26 protein-coding genes are annotated in these 24,077 nt (G+C 63.9%); 15 read left to right on the top strand and 11 right to left on the bottom strand.

Annotation, left to right across the window (positions count from 1 at the left end; all coding sequences use genetic code 11):
• Positions 1–94 precede the first annotated feature (94 nt).
• Positions 95–1,393, top strand: a complete 1,299-nt coding sequence (locus H6718_12685; protein MCB9586251.1) for a hypothetical protein — start codon at positions 95–97, stop codon at positions 1,391–1,393.
• Between the two features lie 76 nt (positions 1,394–1,469).
• Here H6718_12685 and H6718_12680 read toward each other — a convergent pair whose 3' ends face one another.
• Complete coding sequence (locus H6718_12680) at positions 1,470–1,889, bottom strand: GatB/YqeY domain-containing protein (protein MCB9586250.1); 420 nt, start codon at positions 1,887–1,889, stop codon at positions 1,470–1,472.
• A 191-nt stretch (positions 1,890–2,080) separates the two neighbouring features.
• Here H6718_12680 and H6718_12675 point away from each other — a divergent pair, with 191 nt between their 5' ends.
• Genes H6718_12675 through tsaA form a run of 3 tightly spaced genes read left to right on the top strand, consistent with a single transcriptional unit; the run spans position 2,081 to position 4,700 of the window.
• Positions 2,081–2,587, top strand: coding sequence for an inorganic diphosphatase (locus H6718_12675; protein ID MCB9586249.1), 507 nt, complete (start codon positions 2,081–2,083; stop codon positions 2,585–2,587).
• A 2-nt stretch (positions 2,588–2,589) separates the two neighbouring features.
• The gene (locus H6718_12670) at positions 2,590–3,888 is read left to right on the top strand and encodes a DUF4026 domain-containing protein (protein ID MCB9586248.1); all 1,299 of its coding nucleotides are present in this window, start codon (positions 2,590–2,592) and stop codon (positions 3,886–3,888) included.
• Entirely contained in the window at positions 3,888–4,700 is an 813-nt protein-coding gene (gene tsaA, locus H6718_12665) for a tRNA (N6-threonylcarbamoyladenosine(37)-N6)-methyltransferase TrmO (protein MCB9586247.1), read from the top strand. Before H6718_12670 ends, tsaA begins: the two co-directional genes overlap by 1 nt.
• A gap of 42 nt (positions 4,701–4,742) precedes the next feature.
• On the opposite strand, the gene H6718_12660 is transcribed toward tsaA, so the two are convergent.
• Genes H6718_12660 through H6718_12650 form a run of 3 tightly spaced genes read right to left on the bottom strand, consistent with a single transcriptional unit; the run spans position 4,743 to position 7,244 of the window.
• Positions 4,743–6,341 carry an oligosaccharide flippase family protein gene (locus H6718_12660; GenBank protein MCB9586246.1) on the bottom strand — a complete coding sequence of 533 codons (1,599 nt, stop codon included), beginning with the start codon at positions 6,339–6,341 and terminating at the stop codon, positions 4,743–4,745.
• Positions 6,342–6,386: 45 nt separating this feature from the next.
• The gene (locus H6718_12655; protein ID MCB9586245.1) at positions 6,387–6,578 is read right to left on the bottom strand and encodes a hypothetical protein; all 192 of its coding nucleotides are present in this window, start codon (positions 6,576–6,578) and stop codon (positions 6,387–6,389) included.
• A 9-nt stretch (positions 6,579–6,587) separates the two neighbouring features.
• Positions 6,588–7,244, bottom strand: a complete 657-nt coding sequence (locus H6718_12650; protein ID MCB9586244.1) for an NAD(P)H-dependent oxidoreductase — start codon at positions 7,242–7,244, stop codon at positions 6,588–6,590.
• A gap of 104 nt (positions 7,245–7,348) precedes the next feature.
• On the opposite strand from H6718_12650, the gene H6718_12645 reads away from it, so the two are divergent.
• Complete coding sequence (locus H6718_12645; protein MCB9586243.1) at positions 7,349–8,266, top strand: LysR family transcriptional regulator; 918 nt, start codon at positions 7,349–7,351, stop codon at positions 8,264–8,266.
• Here H6718_12645 and H6718_12640 read toward each other — a convergent pair whose 3' ends face one another.
• Both H6718_12640 and H6718_12635 read right to left on the bottom strand, forming a co-directional pair.
• The gene (locus H6718_12640) at positions 8,267–10,735 is read right to left on the bottom strand and encodes a PAS domain S-box protein (GenBank protein ID MCB9586242.1); all 2,469 of its coding nucleotides are present in this window, start codon (positions 10,733–10,735) and stop codon (positions 8,267–8,269) included.
• 210 nt (positions 10,736–10,945) lie between these two features.
• Positions 10,946–11,845, bottom strand: coding sequence for a LysR family transcriptional regulator (locus tag H6718_12635; GenBank protein ID MCB9586241.1), 900 nt, complete (start codon positions 11,843–11,845; stop codon positions 10,946–10,948).
• Between the two features lie 53 nt (positions 11,846–11,898).
• Between H6718_12635 and H6718_12630 the strand changes: the two genes are divergently transcribed.
• Complete coding sequence (locus tag H6718_12630; GenBank protein ID MCB9586240.1) at positions 11,899–13,077, top strand: hypothetical protein; 1,179 nt, start codon at positions 11,899–11,901, stop codon at positions 13,075–13,077.
• Positions 13,074–13,712: a hypothetical protein gene (locus tag H6718_12625; protein MCB9586239.1), complete on the top strand. Its 639-nt coding sequence runs from the start codon at positions 13,074–13,076 to the stop codon at positions 13,710–13,712. Before H6718_12630 ends, H6718_12625 begins: the two co-directional genes overlap by 4 nt.
• Here H6718_12625 and H6718_12620 read toward each other — a convergent pair.
• Positions 13,660–14,298 carry an endonuclease V gene (locus H6718_12620; protein MCB9586238.1) on the bottom strand — a complete coding sequence of 213 codons (639 nt, stop codon included), beginning with the start codon at positions 14,296–14,298 and terminating at the stop codon, positions 13,660–13,662. The genes H6718_12625 and H6718_12620 overlap by 53 nt on opposite strands.
• Between H6718_12620 and H6718_12615 the strand changes: the two genes are divergently transcribed.
• The gene (locus H6718_12615; protein MCB9586237.1) at positions 14,297–15,166 is read left to right on the top strand and encodes an AraC family transcriptional regulator; all 870 of its coding nucleotides are present in this window, start codon (positions 14,297–14,299) and stop codon (positions 15,164–15,166) included. The two genes, H6718_12620 and H6718_12615, sit on opposite strands and share 2 nt — an antisense overlap.
• A gap of 10 nt (positions 15,167–15,176) precedes the next feature.
• Here the strand turns inward: H6718_12615 and H6718_12610 are convergent, their stop codons facing one another.
• A complete protein-coding gene (locus H6718_12610) occupies positions 15,177–16,835 on the bottom strand; it encodes a DUF3556 domain-containing protein (GenBank protein ID MCB9586236.1) in 1,659 nt (552 codons plus the stop codon).
• Complete coding sequence (locus tag H6718_12605) at positions 16,836–18,323, bottom strand: NAD(P)/FAD-dependent oxidoreductase (GenBank protein ID MCB9586235.1); 1,488 nt, start codon at positions 18,321–18,323, stop codon at positions 16,836–16,838.
• Positions 18,324–18,444: 121 nt separating this feature from the next.
• On the opposite strand from H6718_12605, the gene H6718_12600 reads away from it, so the two are divergent.
• The 3 genes from H6718_12600 to H6718_12590 all read left to right on the top strand — a co-directional run bounded on the left by H6718_12600 (position 18,445) and on the right by H6718_12590 (position 20,110).
• Positions 18,445–19,128: a VIT family protein gene (locus H6718_12600; protein ID MCB9586234.1), complete on the top strand. Its 684-nt coding sequence runs from the start codon at positions 18,445–18,447 to the stop codon at positions 19,126–19,128.
• 127 nt (positions 19,129–19,255) lie between these two features.
• Positions 19,256–19,651 (top strand): hemerythrin family protein, encoded by a 396-nt coding sequence (locus H6718_12595; protein ID MCB9586233.1) that lies wholly within the window; start codon positions 19,256–19,258, stop codon positions 19,649–19,651.
• A gap of 192 nt (positions 19,652–19,843) precedes the next feature.
• Positions 19,844–20,110 (top strand): hypothetical protein, encoded by a 267-nt coding sequence (locus H6718_12590; protein MCB9586232.1) that lies wholly within the window; start codon positions 19,844–19,846, stop codon positions 20,108–20,110.
• Between the two features lies 1 nt (position 20,111).
• Here the strand turns inward: H6718_12590 and H6718_12585 are convergent, their stop codons facing one another.
• Positions 20,112–20,648, bottom strand: coding sequence for a hypothetical protein (locus H6718_12585; GenBank protein ID MCB9586231.1), 537 nt, complete (start codon positions 20,646–20,648; stop codon positions 20,112–20,114).
• 445 nt (positions 20,649–21,093) lie between these two features.
• On the opposite strand from H6718_12585, the gene H6718_12580 reads away from it, so the two are divergent.
• From H6718_12580 to H6718_12570, 3 genes are all read left to right on the top strand, one after another.
• The gene (locus H6718_12580) at positions 21,094–22,098 is read left to right on the top strand and encodes an AraC family transcriptional regulator (protein ID MCB9586230.1); all 1,005 of its coding nucleotides are present in this window, start codon (positions 21,094–21,096) and stop codon (positions 22,096–22,098) included.
• 85 nt (positions 22,099–22,183) lie between these two features.
• Entirely contained in the window at positions 22,184–22,543 is a 360-nt protein-coding gene (locus H6718_12575) for a winged helix-turn-helix transcriptional regulator (protein MCB9586229.1), read from the top strand.
• Positions 22,527–23,009 (top strand): SRPBCC family protein, encoded by a 483-nt coding sequence (locus H6718_12570; protein MCB9586228.1) that lies wholly within the window; start codon positions 22,527–22,529, stop codon positions 23,007–23,009. Before H6718_12575 ends, H6718_12570 begins: the two co-directional genes overlap by 17 nt.
• 3 nt (positions 23,010–23,012) lie before the next feature.
• On the opposite strand, the gene H6718_12565 is transcribed toward H6718_12570, so the two are convergent.
• The gene (locus H6718_12565) at positions 23,013–23,357 is read right to left on the bottom strand and encodes a GyrI-like domain-containing protein (protein ID MCB9586227.1); all 345 of its coding nucleotides are present in this window, start codon (positions 23,355–23,357) and stop codon (positions 23,013–23,015) included.
• A 236-nt stretch (positions 23,358–23,593) separates the two neighbouring features.
• On the opposite strand from H6718_12565, the gene H6718_12560 reads away from it, so the two are divergent.
• Positions 23,594–24,073: an AhpC/TSA family protein gene (locus H6718_12560; GenBank protein MCB9586226.1), complete on the top strand. Its 480-nt coding sequence runs from the start codon at positions 23,594–23,596 to the stop codon at positions 24,071–24,073.
• The last annotated feature ends 4 nt before the right edge of the window (positions 24,074–24,077 follow it).

Below are 24,077 nucleotides of genomic sequence, written 5' to 3'. Positions count from 1 at the left end.
CTTGTAACGTCCGGGCTTTCCGTGATCGCGAACTCACCACGGAGTGCGCCATCCTGATCCGGAGTAGAGCTTGGTTACTTGTGGAGGGAACTACATGAAGCGACGTATCGACGGGTCACGACTCTTGGCACTCATGGCACTCGGCGCCTGCGCGACGTTTGCGCTCCCCGCTTGCTCGGATGACGACGAAGGCGGAAAGGGTGGCAGTGGAGCGACCGGAGGCACCGCTGGCAACTCAAGCGGCGGAACCGGAGCCTCGAGCAGCGGTGGCAGCAGTGGTGGTGGATCTGGCGGTACCGCCGGCGGCGGGAATTGTTCGGCTCCTGCGGATTCCAGCAAGGCCAAGGCGTGCATCACGCTCGCGCCCCAACCGCTAACGCCTGGCACCGACGCGGACATCGACGGCAGCGGTGTGGCGATGATTCAGATCTACGACACCGCGACGCCCGAGATGGACGCAGCCAACCCCGTCGCACCGCTCAAAACCATCATGTTGCCTGACGGAGGCACGGGTGAAGTCACGCTCGCCGGGTTGACGACACAAGAAGCCGATGGCCTGCCTGACACGGTCTACATTCGCGCGTGGTTCCTCGACAACCCGCTGGCAGTCCAGCTCGTGCAGGCCGGCAGTGCTCCGCTCGTGTGGGGTGTGTTCCTTGGTGGCGCGGACCTGAGCGGCGGACTCTCGACGTCGAATCCGATGAAGCTCAAGCCGGTATCTCTGACGACGGGCGCGGGCACCGACATCACCGTGCCGATGGTGGGCTTCCGCAAGCTGCTGGTGACTATGTCCAAGGGCCCTGCCCCATACATGTTCCTGGGTGACGGCACGGGGCTCGGCAGCTGGGGCGCGTTCCAGCAGCGCGCCGTAAACTCGAGCGCAAAACCCTACGGCTTTGGCATTCTCGGGGCTTGCGCGGACTTCAACCAAGCGCAGGTCATTCCGGGTGCCGTAGTCGCCGAGTGCCCGGGCGGGACTTGTGAAGACACCTACGTCGCGGGGCGCTTGGATGACTTCGGCCTATCGCTGGACCCGAACGCTGGCCTGCTACTGGACGAGCTGGCCATCACGGCGAACTTGGACACCAGCGCCGGGTTGCTAGTGCCCACCGACTACAAGATCGACCTCAGCGACCCCAACAAGTACGACCTGGGAACGCTGGCGATCGAGCTCACGTTCAACTACCGCAATGACTTCGGCGCACCGATCCCTGCCGATCCGATGAACTGTCCAGACACCAGCGGTGGCGCGGGCGGCAGCGGCGGTAGCGGTGGAACGACCGGCGGTAGCGGTGGAACGACCGGCGGCAGCGGCGGAACGACCGGCGGCAGCGGCGGAACGACCGGGGGTAGCGGCGGAACGACCGGCGGCAGCGCCGGCACGTCGAACTGACGCAGCCGAGCGGCAAACTGCAACGACGCGGGCGTGGTCATCAACCACGCCCGTTTCGTTTTTGTGGCTCGGGCGCCTACGCGCGCATCTTGCGGACGGCGGCAGAGACGGTCTTGCCATCGACCTCCGCGCCAGCAGACTTCAGCTGCTTCATGGCAACGCCCGTGGCCTGTCCGTCGTTGCTTGCCGCACGGATTTGCTCCGCCACTGGCGCCAGCGCGGCGACGATCTGCGCTTCGTCCAGTGTCTTGGGTAGGAAGCCGCGCAGGATCTCGTTCTCCTGCTGGAGCTTCGTCCGTTCTTCGTCGCTTACATTGTGCCCTAGTGTCTCCTCATTGGACTTGAGGAGCTTCTTCAGCACTGCTTGCACGTCGTCGTCGCTCGTCGCGTCTCGGGTCGTGATGTCGCCGATAGCCACTCGCAGGATCTCGCGCTCGACCTCACGTCGCGCCTTCATCGCTTCCTTGAAGCGGGACTTGATCTCGTCAATCAGCATGGGAGGGACTCTAGTGTCCTCCCTGCATAAGTCGACAAACTAGAGGCGCTGGTGAGCGTCCAGGGGCCTGGTGAGAGCGCAGACCCCGAGCAAAATCTGAGGGTGGTTTGCACCAAGGCCAGGCGCGAGTTAGAGAGCGCGCCGTGGTTCATCCCTGGCACGACCTCCCTACACACCCCGACCCCGACTGCATGGACTTCTATGCGGTCATCGAGATCCCCAAGGGCTCCAAGGTCAAGTACGAGCTAGACAAGTCTTCCGGTTTGTTGCGCGTTGATCGCGTGCTCCATAGCTCCGTCATCTACCCTGCCAACTACGGCTTCATCCCGCGTACCTACTGCGATGACGGTGACCCGCTCGACGTGCTGGTCCTCAGCTCGGAGCCTGTCGTGCCCCTCGCCATGCTCGTCGCCCGTCCCGTGGGCCTCATGCGCATGGCGGATGAAGGCAAAGAGGACGACAAGATCATCGCCGTGCACGTCCACGATCCCGCGTTCGCAGACTATTTCTCGGTGGAGGAACTTCCTCGACACACCGGTAGTGAACTCAGGCGGTTTTTCCAGGACTACAAGGCCCTGGAGCTAAAGAACGTGGTGGTTGAAAACCTGGAAGGTTCGGACGCTGCCAAGCGCGTTTTGACCAGCGCGATCGAGCTCTATCGTCGCCAAGAGTCGAAGCTACGCGGCTTCGCCGGCTAGTCATGTTGCCTTTCCCGGAGAGCTTCCTGGCGGGTGAACGGGAACCCTCTGAGTCTACTCTGATCGCGCTGGTCCACCCGGACCAAGCACCGCCCAGCGCCGACGACGTGCAAGACGCACTTGATGAGCTGGGGATCGGCATCGACGAAGTGCGCGAACCTGAGGAGCCGCCAGAACAAGGTTGGGCTGTCGAGTTCCTCTTCGACCCCGAGCAAGAGCCCACCCGGTCGGCGCTTGGAGGCTGGCTACGGATTTGGCTCGAGCCCGTCGAAGAGGGAAGCTACTCGGACCTAGAACAGCGGATCGAGGGTCCGGACTTTGAACACGTGCAGCGGTCGCGCTGGCAGCTCGGGCTCAGCGTGACGTTTGGAGAAGACCCGCTTGCCTCGTTTCACGAGCAGCTGCGTTTGCTCCAGGCGTTGGTGCCGAACCCCGCCCTGGTGCTCGACGCCGACGCCTTCGCCCCAAGGCCTGCGAGCTGGTTGCGGGACCTGGCGGAGAGCGAAGTGCCCCCGGCCCCCAACACGCTCTACTCAATCCACGCGGTAACTGGAGAAGCGGAAGAAGACGTCTGGCTCCACACCCACGGGATGCTCAGAACGGGCTACCCCGAGCTCGACCTCCTGGGCGTACCTCAGGCGGACTCCAACCTGGGTGCCGAGCTCTTGGGGCGGGTCGCGGCGCTTTTCTTGAATCAAGGCGCGCCGGCGCCGGGGGAGCGCTTCGAGATCGGTCGCGACCTCGATCTCGCTTGGCTCGCGTGGGAAGACGGCCTGGAGCGCTTTCCAGGCGCATCAGTCGGCGGGTCCGGGGATCGGGAGGATGACGCTCACACCGGGCTGCGCGCCATCTTGGTCGCACCGACCCAAGAAGGCTACGAGTCCGTCTTACGTCATCTGCCGACGCTGCGTGACAATCCACTGCTATATGTTTCCCACGCGGAAACTCAACGCATGATGTTGCTCGCGTCGGAGCGCCTACCGCGCTTTCTAAACTTGCTTGGCGCTCACGCGGCCGATCCTGGCTGGGCATTCTTGGTGAAGCTCGGCTACCCGGTTGACGACCAACCCGATGGTGGCAAGGAACACCTGTGGTTCCAGGTTCACGGCTTGGTCGGAGGGGAGATCGACGCGACCCTCACCAACCAACCCTTCGCCGTGGCGCTGCAGCTCGGACAGCGAGGACTGCACTCGCTCGACAAGCTCACAGACTGGACCATCGTGTCCCCGTTCGGTCGCTTCGACCCTGACGCGATCCTGAATCTCGAGCGGAAGTTGCTGCGAGGGGCGACACTCAACTAGTGATCCCCATCAAGCCGATCGGTCTCGCCAGGACGAGCTACCTCACGAAGGCGGAAGTCCCCCGCCAGGCGAACCTGAGCGCTCCTGGGACCATCGAGCTGTTCCCCGAGTCGGGCTTCGAGCACGCACTCGAGGATCTCGAGACCTGGAGCCACCTGTGGGTGCTATTTCAGTTCCACCAAGTGGAGAACTGGCGACCCAAGGTGTTGCCGCCACGCAGTGAACAGCGGCGCGGTGTGTTCGCAACTCGATCGCCGCACCGTCCAAACGCCATCGGGCTGTCGGCGGTGGAGCTTCGCGCCGTCGAGGGATTGCAGCTCCACGTCGGCGGCCTCGACCTCGTCGACGGCACTCCAATCTTGGATCTCAAGCCCTACGTCCCCTACACAGACTGCATCCCCGAAGCGAACAGCGGGTGGCTGCCGGTCGCCGGCCAAGCGACCCCGAAGCGATCGTCAGACCCACGAGGTCCCGCTCAGCCGCAGCCAGACTGGCGCGTAACTTTCAGCTCGCGTGCCGTAGAGCAGCTCGAGTGCTTGAAGCAATCCGGGGAGACACTGGAGGCCAAGCTCTTGACCCTACTCGAGACGGGGCCCACGCCGCGCCCCTACCGGCGTATCCGCACGGATGGTGTGACCTCCACGATCGCCTTCGGTCCTTGGCGGGCCCGCTTCGTCCACGACGCGGCAGCCCGCAGCATCGAGGTACTGAGCCTCGCCACTGGCTACCGCCAAACCGAGCTAGCCGGCGACCAACCCGAACTCACTCCGCATCGCGCGCTGGTCGCAGGCTTTGGCTACCCCGGCTACTAGTGAGGCGAATCTGCGGCGACAGGACACTGAGCCGCTGTCGGATTACGGCGTCTTGCGCCGCGAAATCACCGCCTTGATGTTCTGTAGGTCCGCAGAGCCGAGCTCGCGAGTCACCAGCAACACCAACGCGTAGATCACGACGACCACCACCGCGTAGACCAGTGTCATGAGCTTGCCCGCGTACGGCAGGTGTCGACCCACAACGATCGCAACTCCCATCGCTACCGCGACGCGCACCACGCTGATGGGGTTCACCACGCCTCCCGCAGCGCGCTTGACCAGGACACCCGCGAGCAGCGTCGCGAGCAGAATCCCCGCGGAAGTGCTCGTGGCGGTCTTCCACAACAGGTCCTCACCGAACTCCGTTCCAGGCACTCGCACGAAGCACAAGACAGCGACGAAGATCACCGCGGCAACAGTGACCAGCATGCTCGCAAGCTCGTGCTTCAAGCTATTGAGGACCGCGCTAAAGATGCCGAAGATCGCGAACACGCCAAAGCCGAGGGTCAGCACTTCCATTGCGTGGGTCGCGACCCAGTACTCCTTCTGGAACAACAGCTTGAGTAGCCCTTCCGACAGGCCGCTGGTCACCGAGACCATCGCTCCGGCCAACACCACGGCCAAGCGCACCCCCGTGCGCACATAGCGCGCCATCGCTTCACGGTCGCCATCTCGATACGCGGTCGCGAGCATGGGGAACAAGACGAAGGTGATGCTGAGGAGCAGCTGATAGGGCAAAAAGCAGTAGAGCTGCGTCGCCGCATAGGCGCCCACCAACGGGCTCGCCGCCTCCACCCCAAGCCCCGCATGTTCTGCTGCGGTCCCAGCGAAGCGCCGCAGCAAGTTGACGTCAGCTTGCAGCAGGAAGTTCAGCGCGATCTGTCCTAGCCACACCGGAAGCATGAAGGCCAGGTGAGACTTCGCGGAAACGCCGCCTTTGCCCGCCCGACCGACGCCAACCATGAACAGCGAGAGCCCGAGGATGATCACCGAGCTCACCACGAAGCCGCTCAGTGCGCCCTCGGCTCGCAGCGCTTCATCTGCCACGAGCTTAGCGCCGACGATGAGGCCAATGGTGCGCAGCGCGGCCATCACGATGTCGAGCAACGCCTGTCGGCCGAAGCGACGTTGGCCGTTCAGCACGCCTACGAGCGGGCTGTACAGCGCGTAGCAGAAGATCACGCCGGCCAGGGTACGCAAGAGCGGGGTGATCTGGGGCGCCTTCAACAGATTGGCGATGAACGGCGCGGCGAAGAAGAAGACCGCCGCAAAGAACAGGGCCATTGCCGCATGGATACTTAGGACGCGACGCACCACCTGGGGTGTCGCTGCGTCCTCTGACTGCGCCACGGCGCGGCTGCCGCCCTGAATCGAGCTCGTGACGATCGGATTGTAAAAGATGCTCGCAACCGATTGCGCGTTGCGAAAGTCTCCGAATCCGCCAGCGCCAAGCACCCGCGGCAGAACGATGTTCTGCACCAGGCCCATCACCAGGAACCACAGCTTGGCAAAGACAATCGCGAGGCCTCCTCGCCCGCTTTGCCTCGCGACATCCTCGGTTCCGGAAGCCTTGCTGGGCGCCTCTTCGCTTTGAGGTGCCTCGTAGGCGTTGGGCTCTTTGGCCTGCTCTTCGCTGTTCACTGCAGGCCGAGTTGCACCGAACTCGGGGCGAGGTCAACGCCCAGTTCAGCGACGACGCTTCAGCGCTTGGCTCTTCGCGTAGCGCTCTCGTCCCTCAATCAGCGAGAAAGTGCGCTTGCATGCTCGGCAAACCAGCTTCAGCCGATGCGCCTCGCGGGCTCTGAGCTGCACCTCGTGACAGTGGGGACACTCCAGCGGTTCACTCGCCGCTCCGCTCCCCCCGCCGAAAATCGCCATCGCCTCAGCCTAGCGCGCAATTGGGGGCAAGACAGCAGGAAGCTTCCTGGGTTTGGGGGGGAGAGAGCGCTGCGTCCGCCTACTCAGTCGGGTCCCATCCCGAAAGCCGAGCACCTCGAGCTCGGCAAGGGCCTGACGCCGCCTCTCGTCGGACCACTCCCGCAACTTGAACAGCGTCGTGCTCCGCACCGCAAAGCCACAGAACCGCAAAGTCGCGTTCACGAAGGAGGCGTGCAACGCGCGCCGGTGCCAAAACCGGTACCACCAGCTCGGACTGTCCATCGAGGTCACGACTCGCGCATACCGGCCTTTCAGGAGCGGCGTCGGCAAGCTCGCTCCCGCGCGGTAACGGAACGCCCAGCCTGGCAGGAACGTGCGCTCGATGAATCCGCTCACCAGGGCTGGCGGTCCCGCCCACCAGGTGGGGAAAAACCACCCCACGAGGCGCGCCGCTTCGAGGGCGTCTCGCGCATCGAGCAAGTCTGACTCCAGGGCCTGCTCACCCCCAAACCCCGATCGCAAGATCGGGTCGAACTTCAGCTCGGAGAGCTCCAGCGTGCGTACTTCCACGCCGGACCGCCGGAGTCCGCCGGCGTAGGCGTTTCCCAACGCGTGACTGAAGGATCCAGGATTGGGGTGCCCTAGCACCACGAGCGCGCTCTGCATTTCAACCTCCTTGCGTGGACCACGGTCGGGGCCACGCCCAACATCTGATTCATGCAGCTCGCCATGGGTAGACGGGAGATTGCACATGATGCATGCATTCATGCATGAATCGCCGAGCACCCCAGCGACCCCGAACGGAGCGCGCTGCCACCAGGCTACTGGACCGCTGGGACGACATTCAGCTCCTGCTGAGCGTCGCGCGCTCGGGCAGTTTCACCCGTGCCGCGGCGGCTCTCGGCATCGAGCAATCCACCGTCAGCCGACGCATCGCGGCTCTTGAAGCTCAACTGGGCTCCGAGCTCTTTGCCCCCCATCCAGGGGGACCCGGCAAGCGCGAGCTGACACCCCTAGGGGAGCGTTTGATTCGCCACGCGGAAACAGTTGAGGCCAGTGTCCTGGCCTTCACCGATGAAGCGTTGGGGCACGAAACCGAAGTAAGCGGTCGCGTCCGAGTTGCCCTGACGGAGAGTCTCGCCGTCCACGTGGTGATCCCAAACTTGGTCGCACCTCTGAGACGCACGCACCCGAGACTCACCCTGGAGCTCATCTCGAGCGATCTAGCGAGCAACCTTGGCCATCGCGAGGCAGAAATCGCTGCGAGGTTCTTTCGCCCCAAGAGCGGAGATCTGGTGAGCAAGCGGGTCGCACGACTGCCAACCGCCGTACTCGCCACACGGGAAGTCGCGCAGATCCCGTTCTCACGCATGCCTTGGATCGTATGCGACATTCCCGGTGTACCGACCCCCGAACGCGCCTGGTACGATCGCCACATCGGGAGCGAGCCGGCGCTAATCACGAACACCTACGTTGCGCAGCAGGAGGCGGTTCGCTGCGGCCTCGGAGCGGCGCTGCTCACCCGAACGACTAGATTGCTCGACCCGAATTTGGTCGAGCTCGATCTGGGGCTAGCTGGGCCTGAGCTAGCGTTGTGGCTGACGACACCTCGAGCGCTGCGCCGCGTCCCTCGTATCCGTGCGGTTTGGGACGCCCTCGAGTCCGCTCTGGGTGCCCTCGACGCCTAGCTATGCCCCAGGCGGAGGCCCGGAGGACTGTCGACCCGACAAGGCGCGAGCCAACTCCGCGCTGAGCTGCGGGGTGCCGATTGGCTTTTCCAAGACGGAGAAGGCGCCAGCCAGGTTCTCGGGCGCGCTCACGAAGCCACTCAGCACCACGACTGGCAGCGCTGGATAGCAACGCTTGATTTCGTCGAGCACACGCTCCCCGGAGAGACCTGGCATCGATAAATCGAGGACCGCAACATCAAAGCGATCCTGGCTAGCCTCGATGAACGCCAAGGCGTCCATCCCATCGCTGGCCTCTTCGACGAGCCAGCCTCGCGAGCGCAGCCCGCGGGCCAAAGCGCGACGCACGAGGGGCTCGTCATCGACCAACAACACGCGCTTGCCCTGGGGCTGTTCAGGGACCTTGGCATTCGAGTGGCCCACGATGCGCAGCTCGCTCTTGGGCAGCCAAATCCGAAACTGAGTACCCACCCCCGGGGACGACGTGCACTCCACGGTACCCGACAGATCCCGAACCATCGCGTAGATCGTGGCCAGGCCCAGCCCAGTGCCTTGTCCCGGTGCCTTGGTGGTGAAGAACGGCTCACCGAGCTTGCGCTGGGTCTCTTCATCCATGCCGCAGCCGTTGTCTGCTACCGTGAGGCAATAACCAACACTCTCACCATGATTCGCTTCCGACAGGGATATCGAAAGTCTGCCCGCATCCACGTCACGCATCGCGTCCCGAGCGTTGATGCAGAGATTGAGCACCATCTGGTGGAGCTGAGAGGGATCCATGGCGATTGGAACCCGCCGCTCACAGACGTCGGCCTCGATGCGGATGCGCCCCTGAAATAGCCCCTTGCACAAACGAGCGACGTCGCGCACCACGTTCCCGAAGTCGGTCACGACCGCCTCGGCGCTCGACTGCTGACGCGCGACGACCATGAGCTGGCGGACGAGGCCGCCGGCCAGCTGCGCGGTGCGTAGAGTCTCATCGAGTTCGATTCGCTGCTGACCTGAGCTCGACTCGAGGGCGTGCTCGAGGTTCGGTATCATGGCCGCCAGGGCGTTGTTGAAGTTGTGCGCAACGCCTGCGACCACGGTGGCAATCGCCTCTCGCCGTTGCGAAGAGCGCACCTGGTCGGCGAGCTTTCTCTCTTCGGTGATATCTAGCATCACCCCGGTCCACAACGTGCCCTTGGAGAGCTTCTCCGGCACAGCGCGGATACGCACCCAGCGCCAGGCGTCCTCTTCCCCACGGATACGCATGGGCACATCAACGACGGTGCTCATTTCGCGACCAGTTGCAAAGACTTCCTGCGCTACTCCGAGGTCCGCGGGGTGCACTCGAGCGAAAAACCCGGCCCCATCCGCTCGGATCTGCTCCGGTTCCAATCCCGTAAGCGGCTTCACCGTTCCGGTGATGAACTCGAAGCGGCCGGAGGTTGGCTTACGCAGATAGCGAAAGACGATGCCTGGCACCGCTTCCAACACGCTTGCAAAGCGCGCACGGCTCTCCTCCAACGCGCGCGTCGCCTCGCGCTCCAGCGTGACATCGATGAAGGTCACCACCACTGGATAGCGCCCGACACCCTCACCGTCCCTTGCGGGCTCGCCCAGCGGCTCTGAGCTGACCTCGAGCCAGGCGCGCGCTCCGTCGCCGCGAATCAGGCCGAGCAACCGCCGTCTGCAGCTCTCCCCGGTGATCGCAGTGATCACCGCTGGAATGGCGTGAGTTGGCAGGTCCCTGCCTTCACCATCAACGAGCCGCCAGCGGGGATCCAACGGGCTGAGTCCCTCCAATTGCGCGTGGCTGAGCCCAAGAATGCGCGCGGCAGCGTCATTTGCCTTGCGGATTCTTCCGGTCGCGTCATGAATCGCCACGCCCTCGGCCATGGCCTGGACCACCGACTGGTAGAGTTCTTCGCTGGTTTTGAGTTCGGCCTGCACGCGTTCAGTCAGCTGCTGAGCGGCGTGCAGACGCGTCTCATGATCCCGGAGCTGGCGCGAGCGCTGCTGCACGAGCGCGTCCAGCCGGGCGAGGAGGTTCTGTTGCTGGGGTTCATCGCTCAGGAGCTGAAAGTGGACCAAAAAGCGCGCGTGTTTGGAAACCTCAGGCGCGATCAGCGAGAGGCTCAACAGCGTCCAGCGGAGCGGCTTGTCGTGAGCACGAAACCCAATGAGTTGGTCCCGGATCGCGAAGCCGCTCGCCTCCACGTGATCGCTGGGCCGCGCCCCGAAGCTGAGGGGTTTGCCACCGGGGAGCACCAGCTCCCACGTTTCCGCGAGGTTTTTCCCCAGGAGCTCGCTCTCGGAGACCTCGAGCAAATGCTCAGCGTGCTGATTCACGGCGAGCACCCGCCGCTCCACGTCGAGCACCAGCACGCCAAAGCCGAGGGAGTCCAAGATCAAGTACTCCGGCGGCTTCGACTCCGCCTTGGTCTCGAGCCCCTTCGGGCCTTCCGCTGCCTGCCCCTCACCCGCCATCTCAGTGAACCGCGACTGATGCCTTGCGGCGCGGCGAGACGCCACGACGCCAGCGGCCGCCCCCCGCTGCTTGACTGACTATCATGATCTTCAGCGATTTTTCGCTAAAAGGCCCGCCTAGATCGCCCTCGAGATCACGATACGGCCGAGTTTGCCCATAGCCTTAGAAGCTCTACACGGGAGGGCAGTCCGGGGTTCGCCGCGGACACTTCAGCAGGTCGCAGGGTCGGCGGCGACTTGCAGCGCGAGTCCATCAAGAACCGTACGGATACGAGACGGAACAACCGGCGTTGGCGCGTACAGTGCAACCACCGGCGCGGCGGGTAGCGGGAGCTCGGGCATGAGCTGGATCAGCGTGCCGTTTCGCAGGTCGTCGCTCACCATCCACAGCGGCAAAACACTGACACCGATGTGGGCACGCACGGCACTCGATACGGCCTCAATATCATCACACAGAAACCGGGGGCGAATGGTTGGAATCGCAGCGAAGTCCGGCGTGCCCCGAAGCTGCTCGATTGCGGCGAGGGTCGTGTGCGCCAAGACCCAGCAATGCTCCCCCGCATGCTCCGGACGCAGACCCGCCGCAGAGGACCGCAGGTACTCGCTGGAGGCGACCACGACTTGGCGAGCGTTGCCAATTCGACGCTGCCTGAAGCTCTGGGGCGCGACCGTCGCTATCCGTACGGCAATATCAATGGCCTCTCCGATCAGATCCACGCTGGAGTCACTGAGTAGTAGCTGAACCTGCAAGCCTGCGTGCTTGCCCATCAGATCCACCAGGACCGGCAGTACGAACTGGCGACCGAACGCGGCAGGCGCGGCGACTCTGACACTGCCGGCGACCTCACCGACGCCACTGCTCAGCTCGGTTCTCGCCTCGCTAAGGGTCCTTAGCGCACCCCTCACGCGGTCGTAGTAGCCGCGCCCCGCGGCGGTGGGTGCGACCTTTCGAGTCGTGCGAGTCAGCAGCTGAACTCCGAGGTGCGCTTCCAGGTCGGCGATCCGCCGACTCACGCTCGGCTGCGACAAGCCAAGTTCCCGCCCCACTGCGGAGAAGCTGCCTCGCTCCACCACGCGGCAGAACAGTCGCAGCGCGGCCAGTTCATTCATGCTCATTTCGGATAAATGATAGCCGAGCGCAGCCAATTAACCACCTGAGGAGCATGAGTTATCTCCAACGCATGCCCACTTCGCTCTCTCCCAAGCTCTCCCGACGCGCGTTTCATGCGCTGGGGCTCAGCGGTCTCGGCGCCTTGATCGGCCAATCCGCTGTCTCCTGTACGGCGTACCCAGCGGAGTCTGGCGACGCTTATGCTCCCTGGCGCTTCCCGGGAGCCGGCGAGAGCACCGAAGAGCGACTCATCCACGCTGCGCTGCTGGCCTCGAGCCCTCACAACACGCAGCCCTGGTACTTCAGCTACCAAGCGAACCGCATCCAGCTCTTCGTGGATCCGGAACGCGGCCTCGGCGCCATGGACTCCCTCGCTCGCGAGCGGCACATAGGGCTCGGCTGCGCGCTGGAAAACTTGGCGCTGGCGGCGGCAGCGAATGGCTTCGAGGCTCGGATCTCGCGCCTACCGGACGCCACAACTCCTGAGTGGGTGGCCGACGTCGAGTTGGTCCCTGCGGCGGCGACTCCAAGCGCCCTTTACCGCGCGATTCCTCGGCGCCACACCAATCGCGGCGCGTACGTGGACGGCGCAGCCCCCGGCGAGCTCGAAGCTGCGCTGAGGGCCCAGCTCGAGGACCCCCAAGTCGAGCTGCGCTTCCTCAGCGGGGCGCGCGCCAAAGATTTCCGTGCGGGAACCATCGCTGCCACATCGGCGATAATCGACGACACGAGCATGCTGGACGCCGGCCATGCCTGGTGGCGCCAGACCAAGGACGAGATCCAGACGCATCGCGATGGTCTAACGCTGGACGCCTCGGGACTTGGTGCCCTCAAGCGTTTCTTGGGCAAGAGCACCGGCAAGCCAAGCGCACGCACCGCCGGGGAATACTGGCTGGACAGCACCCGCGGCGATCAGACGACCGGATTTGGGTACGGCATCCTGAGCACGACCAATCGAGACTCGCGGGATGAGCAGCTCCTGGTGGGGCGCGCCTACCAGCGCATCGCACTCTGGGCGGCTTCGCAGAACCTCGCGCTGCAGCCGCTCAACCAAATGGCAGAGCGTCAAGATCGTGAGCAAAGTCTCGGACTACCGAACGACTTTGGAAACCGCCTGGCGGTGCTGAACCAGCAGTCCCAGTCGACGGCACAGATGCTGTTTCGCATCGGTGTACCGTGGGACCGCGCGCTCAAGAGCCCCCGCAGGCCGCTCACCTGGGTGCTGCGATGAACGCTGTCTTGCGATTCAACGCGACTCTACTCCTGAGCTGCGCCATGAGTACGCTGGCGGTACCTGCAGGCGCAACTCCCCCCCAAACCAAGGAACGCCTGCAGGATCAGCGCGTGGTCTGGGCGCCGACGGTCGGCGTCGAGTTCGGATACACCCCGGAGCGACTAAAGGTATCTTTCCCCACAGAAAGTCTGAGTGAGGATCGGGAGCTTTGGAACACGCGGGTGGCACTGGGCGTAGACGGACGCTGGGGATCGCTCCTGCCCCCTTTCGCGCTGCGCACCGTGAGCGAGCTGGGCGTGGGCTTCGTGCACCACACGGGTCACGGCTTGCTCGAAGTCTCCCAGGCCGCGCTACTCGAATATCCGCTCGGAGGCGATTTCGCGCTCCCGTTTGGTGCTGCGCTGCTCGCCAACTTCGACACGAGCTCGAGCGCACGCAGTAGCCTCACCTTCACTGTACCGTTCGGCCTTAGGTACCGGGGGGTGGAACTTTGGTTTCGCCCGGGGTTTCTCTTGCCCCTCGGAAGCGAAGAGGAGCGCGTGTTCACGGGTTCGCGGGAGCTCTCGGCGCGGCCGGGGATCAACTGGTTGGATTTCGGTCTGCGAGTGCGCCTTGGGTTTCTCGAGTTCTAGCGTGTCCTCGCGCCAGTTGGTCCGCCAGCTTGATGAGGGTTGGGATGCGGTGTGCACCGTGCATCTGACGCACGCCGTCGGCGGCACGATCGAGCTCGTACCCGGCGGAAGTGACAAACAACGGCTTCGCGCTGGTCCCGCGCACAACTGACACGGCACAGCAAGCGCGCGCGAAGGCGTTCTTCGCGATCCCGACAACAGGGACGCGGCCCTCTAGAGCTTGGTGCAAATGGGCGCCGAGGCCTGGCCGTGGCTGCCCGCTCGGCTCAGCGTCCAGCCACACATGACCATCGACGAGTACCACACTGGGAGCCACTGGAAGGGCTCGCACCGCCTCGAGCAAATACGGCAGTTCGCGCTTGTAGAACGCACCCGCCTGATAGTCGCCGGGACGCGCGTCGGAGAGCAGTCGCCGAGCGAAGCGCGCCGCGGAGGAGTCCCAGGCATCGAATCCGACCAACCCAACGGCGGCGGCGCCAACACGCGGGGTGTCGTACTGGACGTCGAGGGCAAGCAGCATCGCGGCAGCATGCGTCGTTTGGGAACCGATGCAACCCGCCGCAAACCACGCTAAGGCGAGAGGCATGGCGAGGCCCCCCGCAGATGCACCGACCGGCTCGAGCGGGACGCGCGGGATCCTCAATCCGGCACTCGGGCTGCGGCGCTTCGATCTGCAGCGCTTCGATACGGCCCCTACCCTGCGAGATTTCGTGTCGCGCGTGTGGGTGGTGCGCTGGGACTTGGGTAACCAGCACCACGACCAAGAGATCCTCCCGTTTCCTCGAGTAAACGTCAGCTTCCAGTCCGCCCAGGCGCGCGTGGTAGGCCCTAGCGGCGAGCGCTTCGTTGCGAATCTAACAGGCCGAGGCTGCGTCCTCGGAGTCCGCTTCGAGCCCGCTGGCTTCGCGGCCTTCAGCAACCGACCGATGACGGAGTGGCTGGGTGCTCAAGCCAGCGTCGCAGAAACCTGGGGAGCACCTGGTGCGGCGCTCACGCGAGATTTGAACGAGCGCTGCGAGAACTTTGCGAACCCGGGGCTCAGCGACGAACGGCTCACCAGAGCTCGCGAGCTGCTCGAGGAGTACTTGTGCGGCCGCTGCCGAGCTTACCCAGCTGCTGAACGCGACCAGGTACGTGAGCTAAATAGCCTGATTGAACGCGCTCAGAGCGATCGGGAGCTCAAGCGCGCTGAGCAGCTCGCGGCGCTCGCTGGTTGCTCCCTCAGATCGCTACAGCGCTCGTTCGAGCGCCTGGTTGGTGTGAGCCCGAAGTGGGTCCTGTGTCGCGCTCGAGCTCAAGAAGCCGCAGAGCGCATTTCCAGTGGGGAAACTGTCGACTGGCCACGGTTGGCGCTGGAGCTTGGTTACCACGACCAGGCGCACTTCATTCGCGACTTCAAGGCGCAGATCGGCTTCACACCGACGGCCTACGCAGCGCGCTGCAAGGAAGGCTAGCCGGGACGCGCTACTCGGACGGCACGCCATCACCACCCCAAGGCTGCATTCCTCGCAGCTCGGAGACGCTCAGCTCACCACGCTCCAGCTCTCCGCTCGCGGCATCGCAGATGCGATATTCAAGGCTCCCTCTTCCGAGCGGCTGCGACTCGACGAAGATGCAGCGCAGCTCTCCTGGCTCGAAGCCGCACTGACGCTGGAGCGCGTCGACCAGCACCTCGTTGTGCAGGTGGCCATCCCCAAAATTCCAACCAAGTGCCATCCCGGCGACGAGCTCACCGTCGAGATACTCATACTCAGCGAGGTCGGGTACCGCCTTCGGGATCAACTTCGGCAGCGCTCGACCATGCAAGTGCATCAGACGAAAGGCCATCACCTTACCCACCAACCCAACCGAGGTGCCGCGGTCGTAGAAGCGATCCAGCTGGTCGTAAATCCACGGGGCAACTTTGGTTAGTTTGTCCAGCTTGCGATAGCTCTCCCCGCGAAACAGCCAGACGCTGTAGGCCCAGTTGCCTGCGTAGTAACGCATGGCCAGCAGGAACGAGATCGCCTTGGGTGACAGGTTGCCGAGTAGCGGCACGCCGATCAAGAGCAGCGCAAGCACTACGGCCAAGGGAACCGAGCCGAGGTCCCAGACGTGTACATCAGGGTGCGCCCAGAAGAGCGCGAAGCCGCCGTACACGACCATGAAGTTCCACTCGATGGGCACTCCCATCGGGACGTTGCTCGTGATGAAGCTGTGCAGCATCAACATCAGGACAATCCCGAGGACCAAGTAAGGGCCTTGGGGGGCAAGCAACAACACTGCGGGTACCCCGAGCTCGAGCGCGGTACCCGCATGGCCCATGTAGGTCGCGAGGCGCGACGGCCGGAGGTCGTCGGGATAGCTCCGGTACATCAACTTGCGAAACGCCGGGATGCGCGTGAACGGGCTGTTGCTGTTCATCACGCAAACAACCGTGGGGAAATGATGATTCAGCTTGGACACACCTGCCCAGAACCACAGCGCTAGCTGGACGGATTTCGCCCCTGCGATCCAGTTGGGCGCGAACAGAAAGCAGAGCAGCGTCGTCCAGTAGTGCTCCGAGCGCAGCGCCAGGAAGATGGTGCGATCGCAAACGCCCAGGAGCGGCATGAGCACCACCAAGGGCCAGATGTGAGACGCGGTCAGCTCCGGCGCGATGAGCGCGCGCACGGCTGCGACGATCAGCCCCGCGTAGAGCGCAACGTCGAGTAGGGTGCGGCGCGCTCCGCCCAGCACTGGTACCGCGGGGAATAACGGGAGCTTCGTCGTCCCAGGCCGCAAGAAGTGCAGCACGCCGCCGAGGGGCGGAAAGTAGCGACCTGTGAGCGGTCCACTCCCGCAGCCAAGCCCCAGCCCTTCGAACAGTAGGCTCCAGATGATGGCCTTTTGAAAGGCCAGCGGCGCGAGCCACCAACGCCCGACTTCCGAGAGCCCGCCCAGCGAAGGCGACAGGGTGCAGAAGAGCGCCCAACCCAAGATGTAGAGCGCAACCTTCAAGGCGTATACGAGGTACACCGCAGGCGGCGAGCCGTAGCCTTGCAGCGCCCAAGCTTCGCAAACCATTCGGCCACGAGTTGGCAGGGGCTCCTTGACCCACGCGAGCGGGTCGTAGGGAGGCGGTTCGGGTGAGAGAAAGCCCATTCAGCGCTCGCAGTTAAAGTCCGACGCAGAGAATCGCCGCGCGCGGAGTACATATTCGGAAGCGAAGCCCGGCCAGAGTGAGGTGTTCTTGCCGTGCTTTGTCAGGTACCAGCTGTTGCAGCCAGCCGTCCAGTTGGTGAACCGCATGCGTGCCTGCACCCCGCGGTTGAAGCGCGCCTGGACCTCCGGACGCACGTCCATGCTCTTCAGGGTTTCCGCGCGCATATGTCGAAGCATTGCGAGCACGCGCTCGATCTCAGCCTCCGTGTAGACCAATACCGAGGTGTGACCGGGACCCGTGTTGGGCCCCATCAGCATCGCTAGGTTGGGAAAGCCCGCGATGGAGACGCCGAAATAAGCCTCGGCGCCTTGCGCCCATTCCGTGTGCAGCGAACGTCCCGCTGCTCCCAGCACCGGAAAAGCGGGTGTGTCCACAGGCACATCAAAGCCGGTCGCCGCGATCAGGACATCGAACTCGCGCTCGAGGTCGCGACCGCGAACATCCCGCGTGATGATTCCGCGTGGAGATACACGAACAATCGGCTCGGTGACCACGGACACATGGGATTTGCAAAGCGCGGGGTAGTAGTCATCGCTCAGCAGCATGCGCTTGCAGCCGAGGGGATAGTTCGGTGTCAGCTTCTCGCGCAACAAGAGGTCAGGAACCTGGCGCGCTCGATGCTCATGACACACCCGCTCGAGGACCCGCCGCAGAGGCGTTCGCCACACCATGCCAAGGCTCATCAGCTCGGTTACGGCGAAGATCGTGTTGCGCATCCAGCGGCGCGCACGGGGGTGCTCGGTGAAGTAGCGCTTCTGTGCCTCTGAGAACTCGCGGTCGTTGCGCGGGAACACCCAGGGCGGCGTCCTTTGGAAGACGCAGAGCTCACCCACCTGGTCAGCGATCGCAGGAACCACTTGGATCGCGCTCGCACCGGTGCCGATCACCGCCACGCGCTTGCCTTTCAGATCGAAATCGTGGTCCCAGCGGGCGGTGTGAAACAGCTTGCCAGCGAATGACTCCGCCCCTGGAATGTCCGGAAACCGAGGGTTGCTCAGGCCCCCGCAGGCGACCACGACTAACCTCGCGCGCAAGCTCCTTTCCCCGGCATCCCCTTCCGTACGGATCAACCAGGTACCGTCTGTTTCGTCGTAGGTGAGGCCGACCACGCGAGTCCCGAACAGGGTCCGCTGACGCAACCCATGCTTCTCCACGACGCTCAGCACATAATCCTGGATCTCCGGCGCGGTGGCGAATGCGCGCGACCAATCGGGCTTCGCTTCGAACGACAGCGAGTAGAGGTGCGCAGGCACATCACACGCGGCACCCGGGTACTGATTGTCGCGCCAAGTGCCACCGAGCTCACGGTCGCGTTCGAGCAACACGAAGTCGTCGAAGCCCGCTTGGCGGAGCCGAATGGCCAGGGCGATCCCCGAGAAGCCGCTCCCGATGATCACGACCTCGTGCGACGCCTCTCCCCCACTCATCGAGCAGCAGACTACCGCCGATATCGAAACGCGCACAGCGCCAAGGGAGTCTGGGAACGCCACCACAGCCCGCCGTTGACCGGGTCCGCTGCATGACGTAGGCACACGGCGAGGTCCCTCCCTGGCAAAGCCCGAACACCACCGAACCCATCGCATTGGCTGGCTTCGCGCTGCCGTGCTCGGCGCGAACGACGGCATCGTCTCCACGGCCAGTCTGATCGTGGGCATCGCCGCGGCGAACGCGAGCAAGAGTACAGTGCTTCTCGCCGCTCTTGCTGGCTTGGTGGCCGGCGCGATGAGCATGGCAGCCGGGGAGTATGTTTCCGTGAGTTCCCAGGCGGATACCGAAGAGGCCGACCTGGATCTCGAACGCGAAGCGCTCGAAAAGAACCCAGAGTACGAGCTCGCGGAGCTCACGAAGATCTACGTAGAGCGGGGCCTAGCCGCCGAGCTAGCGCTGCAAGTCGCGCGGCAGCTGATGCAGCACGACGCCCTGGGTGCCCACGCGCGAGACGAGCTGGGCTTCTCCGAGACCCACAGCGCGCGCCCGATTCAAGCGGCCCTGGCATCAGGGGCCGCCTTCTCCGCGGGCGCCGTCTTGCCGACTTTGCTGATCTTGGCGTTTCCCCAGGGTTACGTGGCGTGGGGCGTCGCCGGAGCCTGCATCCCCTTGCTAAGCCTGCTCGGCTGGCTTTCCGCGCGAGCCGGGGGTGCTGCCCCGCTGCGTCCGATGCTGCGCATCACCTTCTGGGGAGCCGGCGCGATGGCTCTGACCGCAGCTGTGGGCCGTCTATTCGGGGTGTAGCGGTTTCGCGCAGAGCCTGCGCGGAAGGAAAACGGGGCAGAAACCCCTGCGGATCGCGGGAAATCTCTTAAGGACGCGATGCCGGACTCCGTTCTCGAGCACAGAACATCGAGCAAGGAGTAACGCGATGGCCTTCGTCAACTGGGAACCTCAGACCTACACCGTCGGCAGCGTGCAGATGGATGATCAGCACGAGAAGCTCTTCGAGATCATCAACCGCTACGCTGCCGCGATGGACCGCAAAGCCTCGCGCGCTGAACTCGCAAACATCTTCGACGAAGTGGTCTCGTTCGCCGCCTATCACTTCAAAGACGAAGAGGCGATGATGGCGCGCAACAACTACCCAGACCTTCCGCGTCACAAACTCATCCACGAGGCACTCGTGAAACAGGTCACCGAGCTGAAGCAAGAGCTATCGAGCGGTGAGGCGGGGGCGGAGTCCAAGATCAAGTTCTTCCTGAAGAGCTGGTTGACGGCGCACATCAAGGGGATCGACACGAAGTATTCGAGGTACCTCCACTGACCTCGCTCGAATAGATCCCTACGGCAACAACGGAAGTGGGCGATGCAATCACAACCCGCTCACTCGGGGTGTCAGGGAGCACCGATCGAGGCGCGATGCCGCGCCGAGGCGGCGAACTGCGCCCAGGACTAGCGACAAATCCTGGGTTTGGCGGGCCCGGGGCGTCGGCACACTCGATGCACACCCAGGGGCATGGAAACCACTCAAGAAACCAAGCGTCAGCTCTCGGCTACCATGCGCCGCGAGTATGAAAACCTGCAACAGCTCCGGGATCGCATCGCTCTCAAAGCCCACCTTGGCAGCAAAGACGCGATGCAAGCGTGGGACGATGTCGAGCGTCGGCTCGAGACGTTGGCCGGAGCCCTGAACTCCAAGGGCGGCGATTTCAAGCACGAGCTGCTCGAGACCATGCGCTCCATCGAGCGCGACCTCATGAAGTTCGTCGAAACCCCGGGTTGAGCTAGCGCTCCAGCAATCTAAGCTGGCGCCGCGCCAGCTCGCGGTCGCCCAGGCTGCCACCGACTTCGCGTAGCAGCGCGTGCGTGCTCGAGCTGAGCGACTCCACGTCCACCGACCCCGGCGCCTGAATCGCTTCGTTCACCGAGCGAACTAGCAACGCTTCGTGCGTGCTCAGACGCGCCGCGAGTAGGGGGTGCGACTTGCAAACGAGATCCGCCGCATGCCGGACGAGCGCGATCAGCGCATGAATTTGTCTCACCACCAGAAACGCTGCATGGCGGTCGCCTGCCTGCTCCGGCAGCGGAAGCGCCGCGCTGACCCGGGGTCCCGCGCCGTTGCAGTCGTAGAGCACGCACCCCGAATAGCCCCGGCGTTCCCGCTCGGAGTGGATCGAGCATCGGGAATTGGATGTGAGGTAGCGACAACGCTCGCCCGGCGCCTTAGCGTGCGCAAACTCGTCACTTTGCTCGAACGACGTGGCTACACAGCACACACCCAGGCACTGAGCGCAGTCAGTGACCAGCTCTAGTCGACGCATCTCGGCTCCTTGAGCGCGCACAGCTCCGCCGGGGCGAGCTGACTTCACGCCAAAAAAAGAGCGACGCCAACCAGGGGTCGAAAGCCATCGACGTCCCTCGCAAGCGCCAGACGCCGCGCTTCGGTTGGGCGAAGCGCGACAAACGCAAGTCGCCAGCCCATTGGGCTGGCGACATGACGAAGCTACCAAGCCGAGCGGGGATCACCAAAGGAAGACATCGGCAGCAGCAGCGTTCCTCTCCCCCCCGGAAAGCCGCGAGTAGCGATCCGGAGCGAGCACCCCCGGCTACCACTCCCAGGCTCGCGCTCGCTCTCTCGAATTTCCCGAATGGATCCCAATACTTGAAGCTCAAAACCAGGAAGTCGCGAAGTGGCGCATTCAGCTAGTGGCGATCCAGCGCCTGGGACCTAGGTGACAGAACGGGGGCTGCGGTCCCGGAGAAGCCATGAGTCAACCTTCAGACTTCCCCTTCGAATCAAGCTGGCTGCCGCTACTAAAAGATCTGGGTGTGAACGCGCGAGACGTGATGCGTCGGGCGGGTCTCCCGGAGGACCTGTTGAGCCGCAGCGGATCGAGAATTTCCACGCAGGATTATTTCCGTTTCTGGCGAGCACTCGAGCGGAGCGTGGATGACCCAGCGGTTGCGCTACGCCTGGTGGAGACGCTGACGACCGAAGCGTTTTCGCCGGCGATGTTCGCCGCGCTGTGTAGTCCCAACCTGCAAGTCGCCGTCGAGCGCCTCGCGAACTACAAGCGCTTGATCGCGCCGATGCAGCTCGAACTCACGGAAACGCCCGACGCGCTACGCTTGGTCGTGCGGTGGCTGCGCAACGAGGACACCGTGCCCGAGTCTTGGGCAGGCGCTGAGCTGGCGTTCTTGGTTCGCCTCGCGCGCATCGGTACGCGAGAGCACCTCACTCCTCGTAGGGTCACCGCCCCAAGGCGCCTCGAGCCAGAGTCAGCCTATCGAGAGTTTTTTGGCGTGGGGGTGAGCGAAGCCCCGGAGTACGCCCTCGAGTTTCAGACGAGCGACGTCAAGCTTCCGTTCCTCACGGCAAATGAGCTGATGTGGCAGAGCTTCGAGCCGGAGCTTCGTCGCCGCCTCGCGGAGCTGGATCGCTCTTCGGGGGTAAGTGAGCGGGTGCGGGACATCTTGCTCGAGGCATTGCCCAGCGGTCAAAGCGGCATGGATCGCGTGGCGCGTCGGCTCGCGGTCAGCCGGCGCACCTTGCAGCGCAAGCTGAACGAGGAAGGCACCACCTACCAGAAGCTGCTCAGCGAGACTCGTGAGGCGCTAGCGAGGCACTACCTCGCACGCACGGATCTTTCCTGTACGGAAATCTCATTCCTGCTCGGCTTCGAAGACCCCAACTCGTTCTTCCGCGCCTACCACAACTGGACGGGACAAACGCCCGTCGCCCATCGCCAGCGACTCGCCAACACCGGCTGAGAGCTGACCGCGAAACAGCGACGGGCTTTGGCTCGTGCGCAAATATGCCTTGACAGGCATATGCCCTCTCGAGCATATACACATCATGCTCGAAACGTTCGCGGCGCTAGCTGAGCCGAATCGCTTTCGCATCGTGGAGCTACTGCGCGAGGGACCGCAGTCTGTGAACGCGATCGGGGAAAGCCTCGGCTTGAACCAACCCCAGGTCTCGAAGCACTTACGCGTGCTCAAGGCCGCACGTTTGGTGGATGTGCGGCCGCTCGCCCAGCAACGGCTCTACGGGCTGCGGCCGGATCCGCTCCGCGAACTCCAAACCTGGCTCGACGGCTACCGCGAGCTCTTGGAGGAACGTTTCGACCAACTCGACACTCTCCTCACGGAAATGTCGAGCGCCTCCTCACCCACCCCAACCCAGAAAGACAATCGACATGGCAAGCGCAAATGATCCCCAACTCTTGGAGCGCGTCTCCGACACCGAAATCCGCATCATGCGCTGGTTCAACGCACCCGCTGCGCTGGTTTTCCAGGCCTGGACTGAGCCTGAGTACCTGAAGCGGTGGTGGGCGCCCGCATCTCGCGGGGTAAAGGTCACGCTGTGCGAGGCCGACGTACAGGTGGGCGGGAAGTACCGCTACGTGATCACTCGCAGCCCAGAAGAAGAGTACGCTTTCTCCGGCGTGTACCGCGAGATCGACCGCCCCTCGCGGCTGGTTTACACCCAAACCTTCGAAGCCTTTCCTGACGCGGCTGCCGTCTGCACCGTGGAGTTCCGCGAGGAACAGGGGCGGACGCTGATGACTTCGACCGAAGTGTATCCGTCAAAGGAGGCACTGGAGGGCGCGCTCTGTTCCGGAATGGAAGAGGGTATGCGGGAGACCTTCCAGCAGCTCGAAGCCCTGCTGCAACGCTAGGCGTTAGCTCAGACGCACCACTGGAAACTGCATCTCGATGATGGGAGGGGCGGCCGGCGTCGGAGGCCGCAGGAAGACCTCGCGGTTCGGCCCTGCGATCTGCAGCCCTTCCTCCTCGATGCAGCGTGCCAGCGCCTGGCTTTGTTGGTGCACTTCTTCGGGGGGACCGACCCGCACACATACCGCTGCAGACTCGATCGCGGGAAGGCGTCTACGCTCGAGGCGCTCGCCAGCGACATGCGGCGCATGTCCGTCCCACTCGCCGCCCTCGAGCGTCAAACCAATCTCGAGGTCCAAGGCGTCGGGCTCAAACTCCTGTGCGCACTGAATCACGATCAAACGCCCCATACTGCGGCGCAGGGCTTTCGGCGCCTCTCTAAGCAGCTCCTGTGCAAAGCCTTGGGCTGCGTGCAGGCCGCCCAGCCTTTTCCTTGCGGATACAATATCAAGCTCAGGCAAGTGGCGTAGGAGAACGTCGTTTGGAACACTGGGCTCGCCCACTCGCTCGATTTCTTGCTCGAGACGCCGCAGTCTGCCTTGGGAGAGCTCGAGCTCGCAAGAGCCGCTTCGAGCATGCGCCAGGCGTGAAAACTCACCAATCCGAAACATCGCTCCCCCACCCCGGTCTGCTCACCCACCTGCAGTTTCGTCGCTTCGCGGGCTGCCCAGTGTGCAATCTCCACCTCCGGAGCTTCGCTCGACAACACCAGCGCATTGAATCCTCGGGGATCCAGGAAGTGGTAGTCTTCCACTCCGCGCGAGAGGAGATGCTCAAGTATCAGGCCGAGCTGCCCTTCGTGGCACTGTCGGATCCGGGGTTCGAGCTCTATCGACGCTTCGGAGTTGAGCGCAGCGTCCGCGCCATGCTTCACCCCAAAGCTCTCTGGGGGGCGATGGCAGGCACGCTGAGTGGTGGGCCCAGCGGCACGCCGTCGGGCACGAGCCCCCTGGGGTTACCCGCGGACTTCTTGATCGCCTCGAGCGGAAAGGTCGTTGCCTGTCACTACGGCAGTCATGCCAACGACCAGTGGAGCGTCGACCAGCTGCTCGAGCTGGCTCGCTGACCGC

It is taken from the genome of Polyangiaceae bacterium, from assembly GCA_020633205.1.
In the GTDB taxonomy this organism is placed as follows: Bacteria; Myxococcota_A; Polyangia; order Polyangiales; family Polyangiaceae; genus JAHBVY01.
The sequence above is the reverse complement of the archived record's forward strand: the minus strand, read 5'-3'. Positions and strand labels throughout refer to the sequence as shown.

Coding starts and splice junctions, on each gene's coding strand:
- H6718_12630 (MCB9586240.1), top strand. CDS start 11,899: ATGAGTTATCTCCAACGCATGCCCACTTCGCTCTCTCCCAAGCTCTCC.
- H6718_12605 (MCB9586235.1), bottom strand. CDS start 18,323: ATGAGTGGGGGAGAGGCGTCGCACGAGGTCGTGATCATCGGGAGCGGC.
- H6718_12655 (MCB9586245.1), bottom strand. CDS start 6,578: ATGGCGATTTTCGGCGGGGGGAGCGGAGCGGCGAGTGAACCGCTGGAG.
- H6718_12680 (MCB9586250.1), bottom strand. CDS start 1,889: ATGCTGATTGACGAGATCAAGTCCCGCTTCAAGGAAGCGATGAAGGCG.
- H6718_12570 (MCB9586228.1), top strand. CDS start 22,527: ATGGCAAGCGCAAATGATCCCCAACTCTTGGAGCGCGTCTCCGACACC.
- H6718_12615 (MCB9586237.1), top strand. CDS start 14,297: ATGGCGAGGCCCCCCGCAGATGCACCGACCGGCTCGAGCGGGACGCGC.
- H6718_12645 (MCB9586243.1), top strand. CDS start 7,349: ATGAATCGCCGAGCACCCCAGCGACCCCGAACGGAGCGCGCTGCCACC.
- H6718_12585 (MCB9586231.1), bottom strand. CDS start 20,648: ATGCGTCGACTAGAGCTGGTCACTGACTGCGCTCAGTGCCTGGGTGTG.
- H6718_12685 (MCB9586251.1), top strand. CDS start 95: ATGAAGCGACGTATCGACGGGTCACGACTCTTGGCACTCATGGCACTC.
- H6718_12590 (MCB9586232.1), top strand. CDS start 19,844: ATGGAAACCACTCAAGAAACCAAGCGTCAGCTCTCGGCTACCATGCGC.
- H6718_12670 (MCB9586248.1), top strand. CDS start 2,590: ATGTTGCCTTTCCCGGAGAGCTTCCTGGCGGGTGAACGGGAACCCTCT.
- H6718_12595 (MCB9586233.1), top strand. CDS start 19,256: ATGGCCTTCGTCAACTGGGAACCTCAGACCTACACCGTCGGCAGCGTG.
- H6718_12650 (MCB9586244.1), bottom strand. CDS start 7,244: ATGCAGAGCGCGCTCGTGGTGCTAGGGCACCCCAATCCTGGATCCTTC.
- H6718_12565 (MCB9586227.1), bottom strand. CDS start 23,357: ATGGGGCGTTTGATCGTGATTCAGTGCGCACAGGAGTTTGAGCCCGAC.
- H6718_12625 (MCB9586239.1), top strand. CDS start 13,074: ATGAACGCTGTCTTGCGATTCAACGCGACTCTACTCCTGAGCTGCGCC.
- H6718_12635 (MCB9586241.1), bottom strand. CDS start 11,845: ATGAATGAACTGGCCGCGCTGCGACTGTTCTGCCGCGTGGTGGAGCGA.
- H6718_12580 (MCB9586230.1), top strand. CDS start 21,094: ATGAGTCAACCTTCAGACTTCCCCTTCGAATCAAGCTGGCTGCCGCTA.
- H6718_12675 (MCB9586249.1), top strand. CDS start 2,081: ATGGACTTCTATGCGGTCATCGAGATCCCCAAGGGCTCCAAGGTCAAG.
- H6718_12620 (MCB9586238.1), bottom strand. CDS start 14,298: ATGCCTCTCGCCTTAGCGTGGTTTGCGGCGGGTTGCATCGGTTCCCAA.
- H6718_12640 (MCB9586242.1), bottom strand. CDS start 10,735: ATGGCGGGTGAGGGGCAGGCAGCGGAAGGCCCGAAGGGGCTCGAGACC.
- H6718_12610 (MCB9586236.1), bottom strand. CDS start 16,835: ATGGGCTTTCTCTCACCCGAACCGCCTCCCTACGACCCGCTCGCGTGG.
- H6718_12575 (MCB9586229.1), top strand. CDS start 22,184: ATGCTCGAAACGTTCGCGGCGCTAGCTGAGCCGAATCGCTTTCGCATC.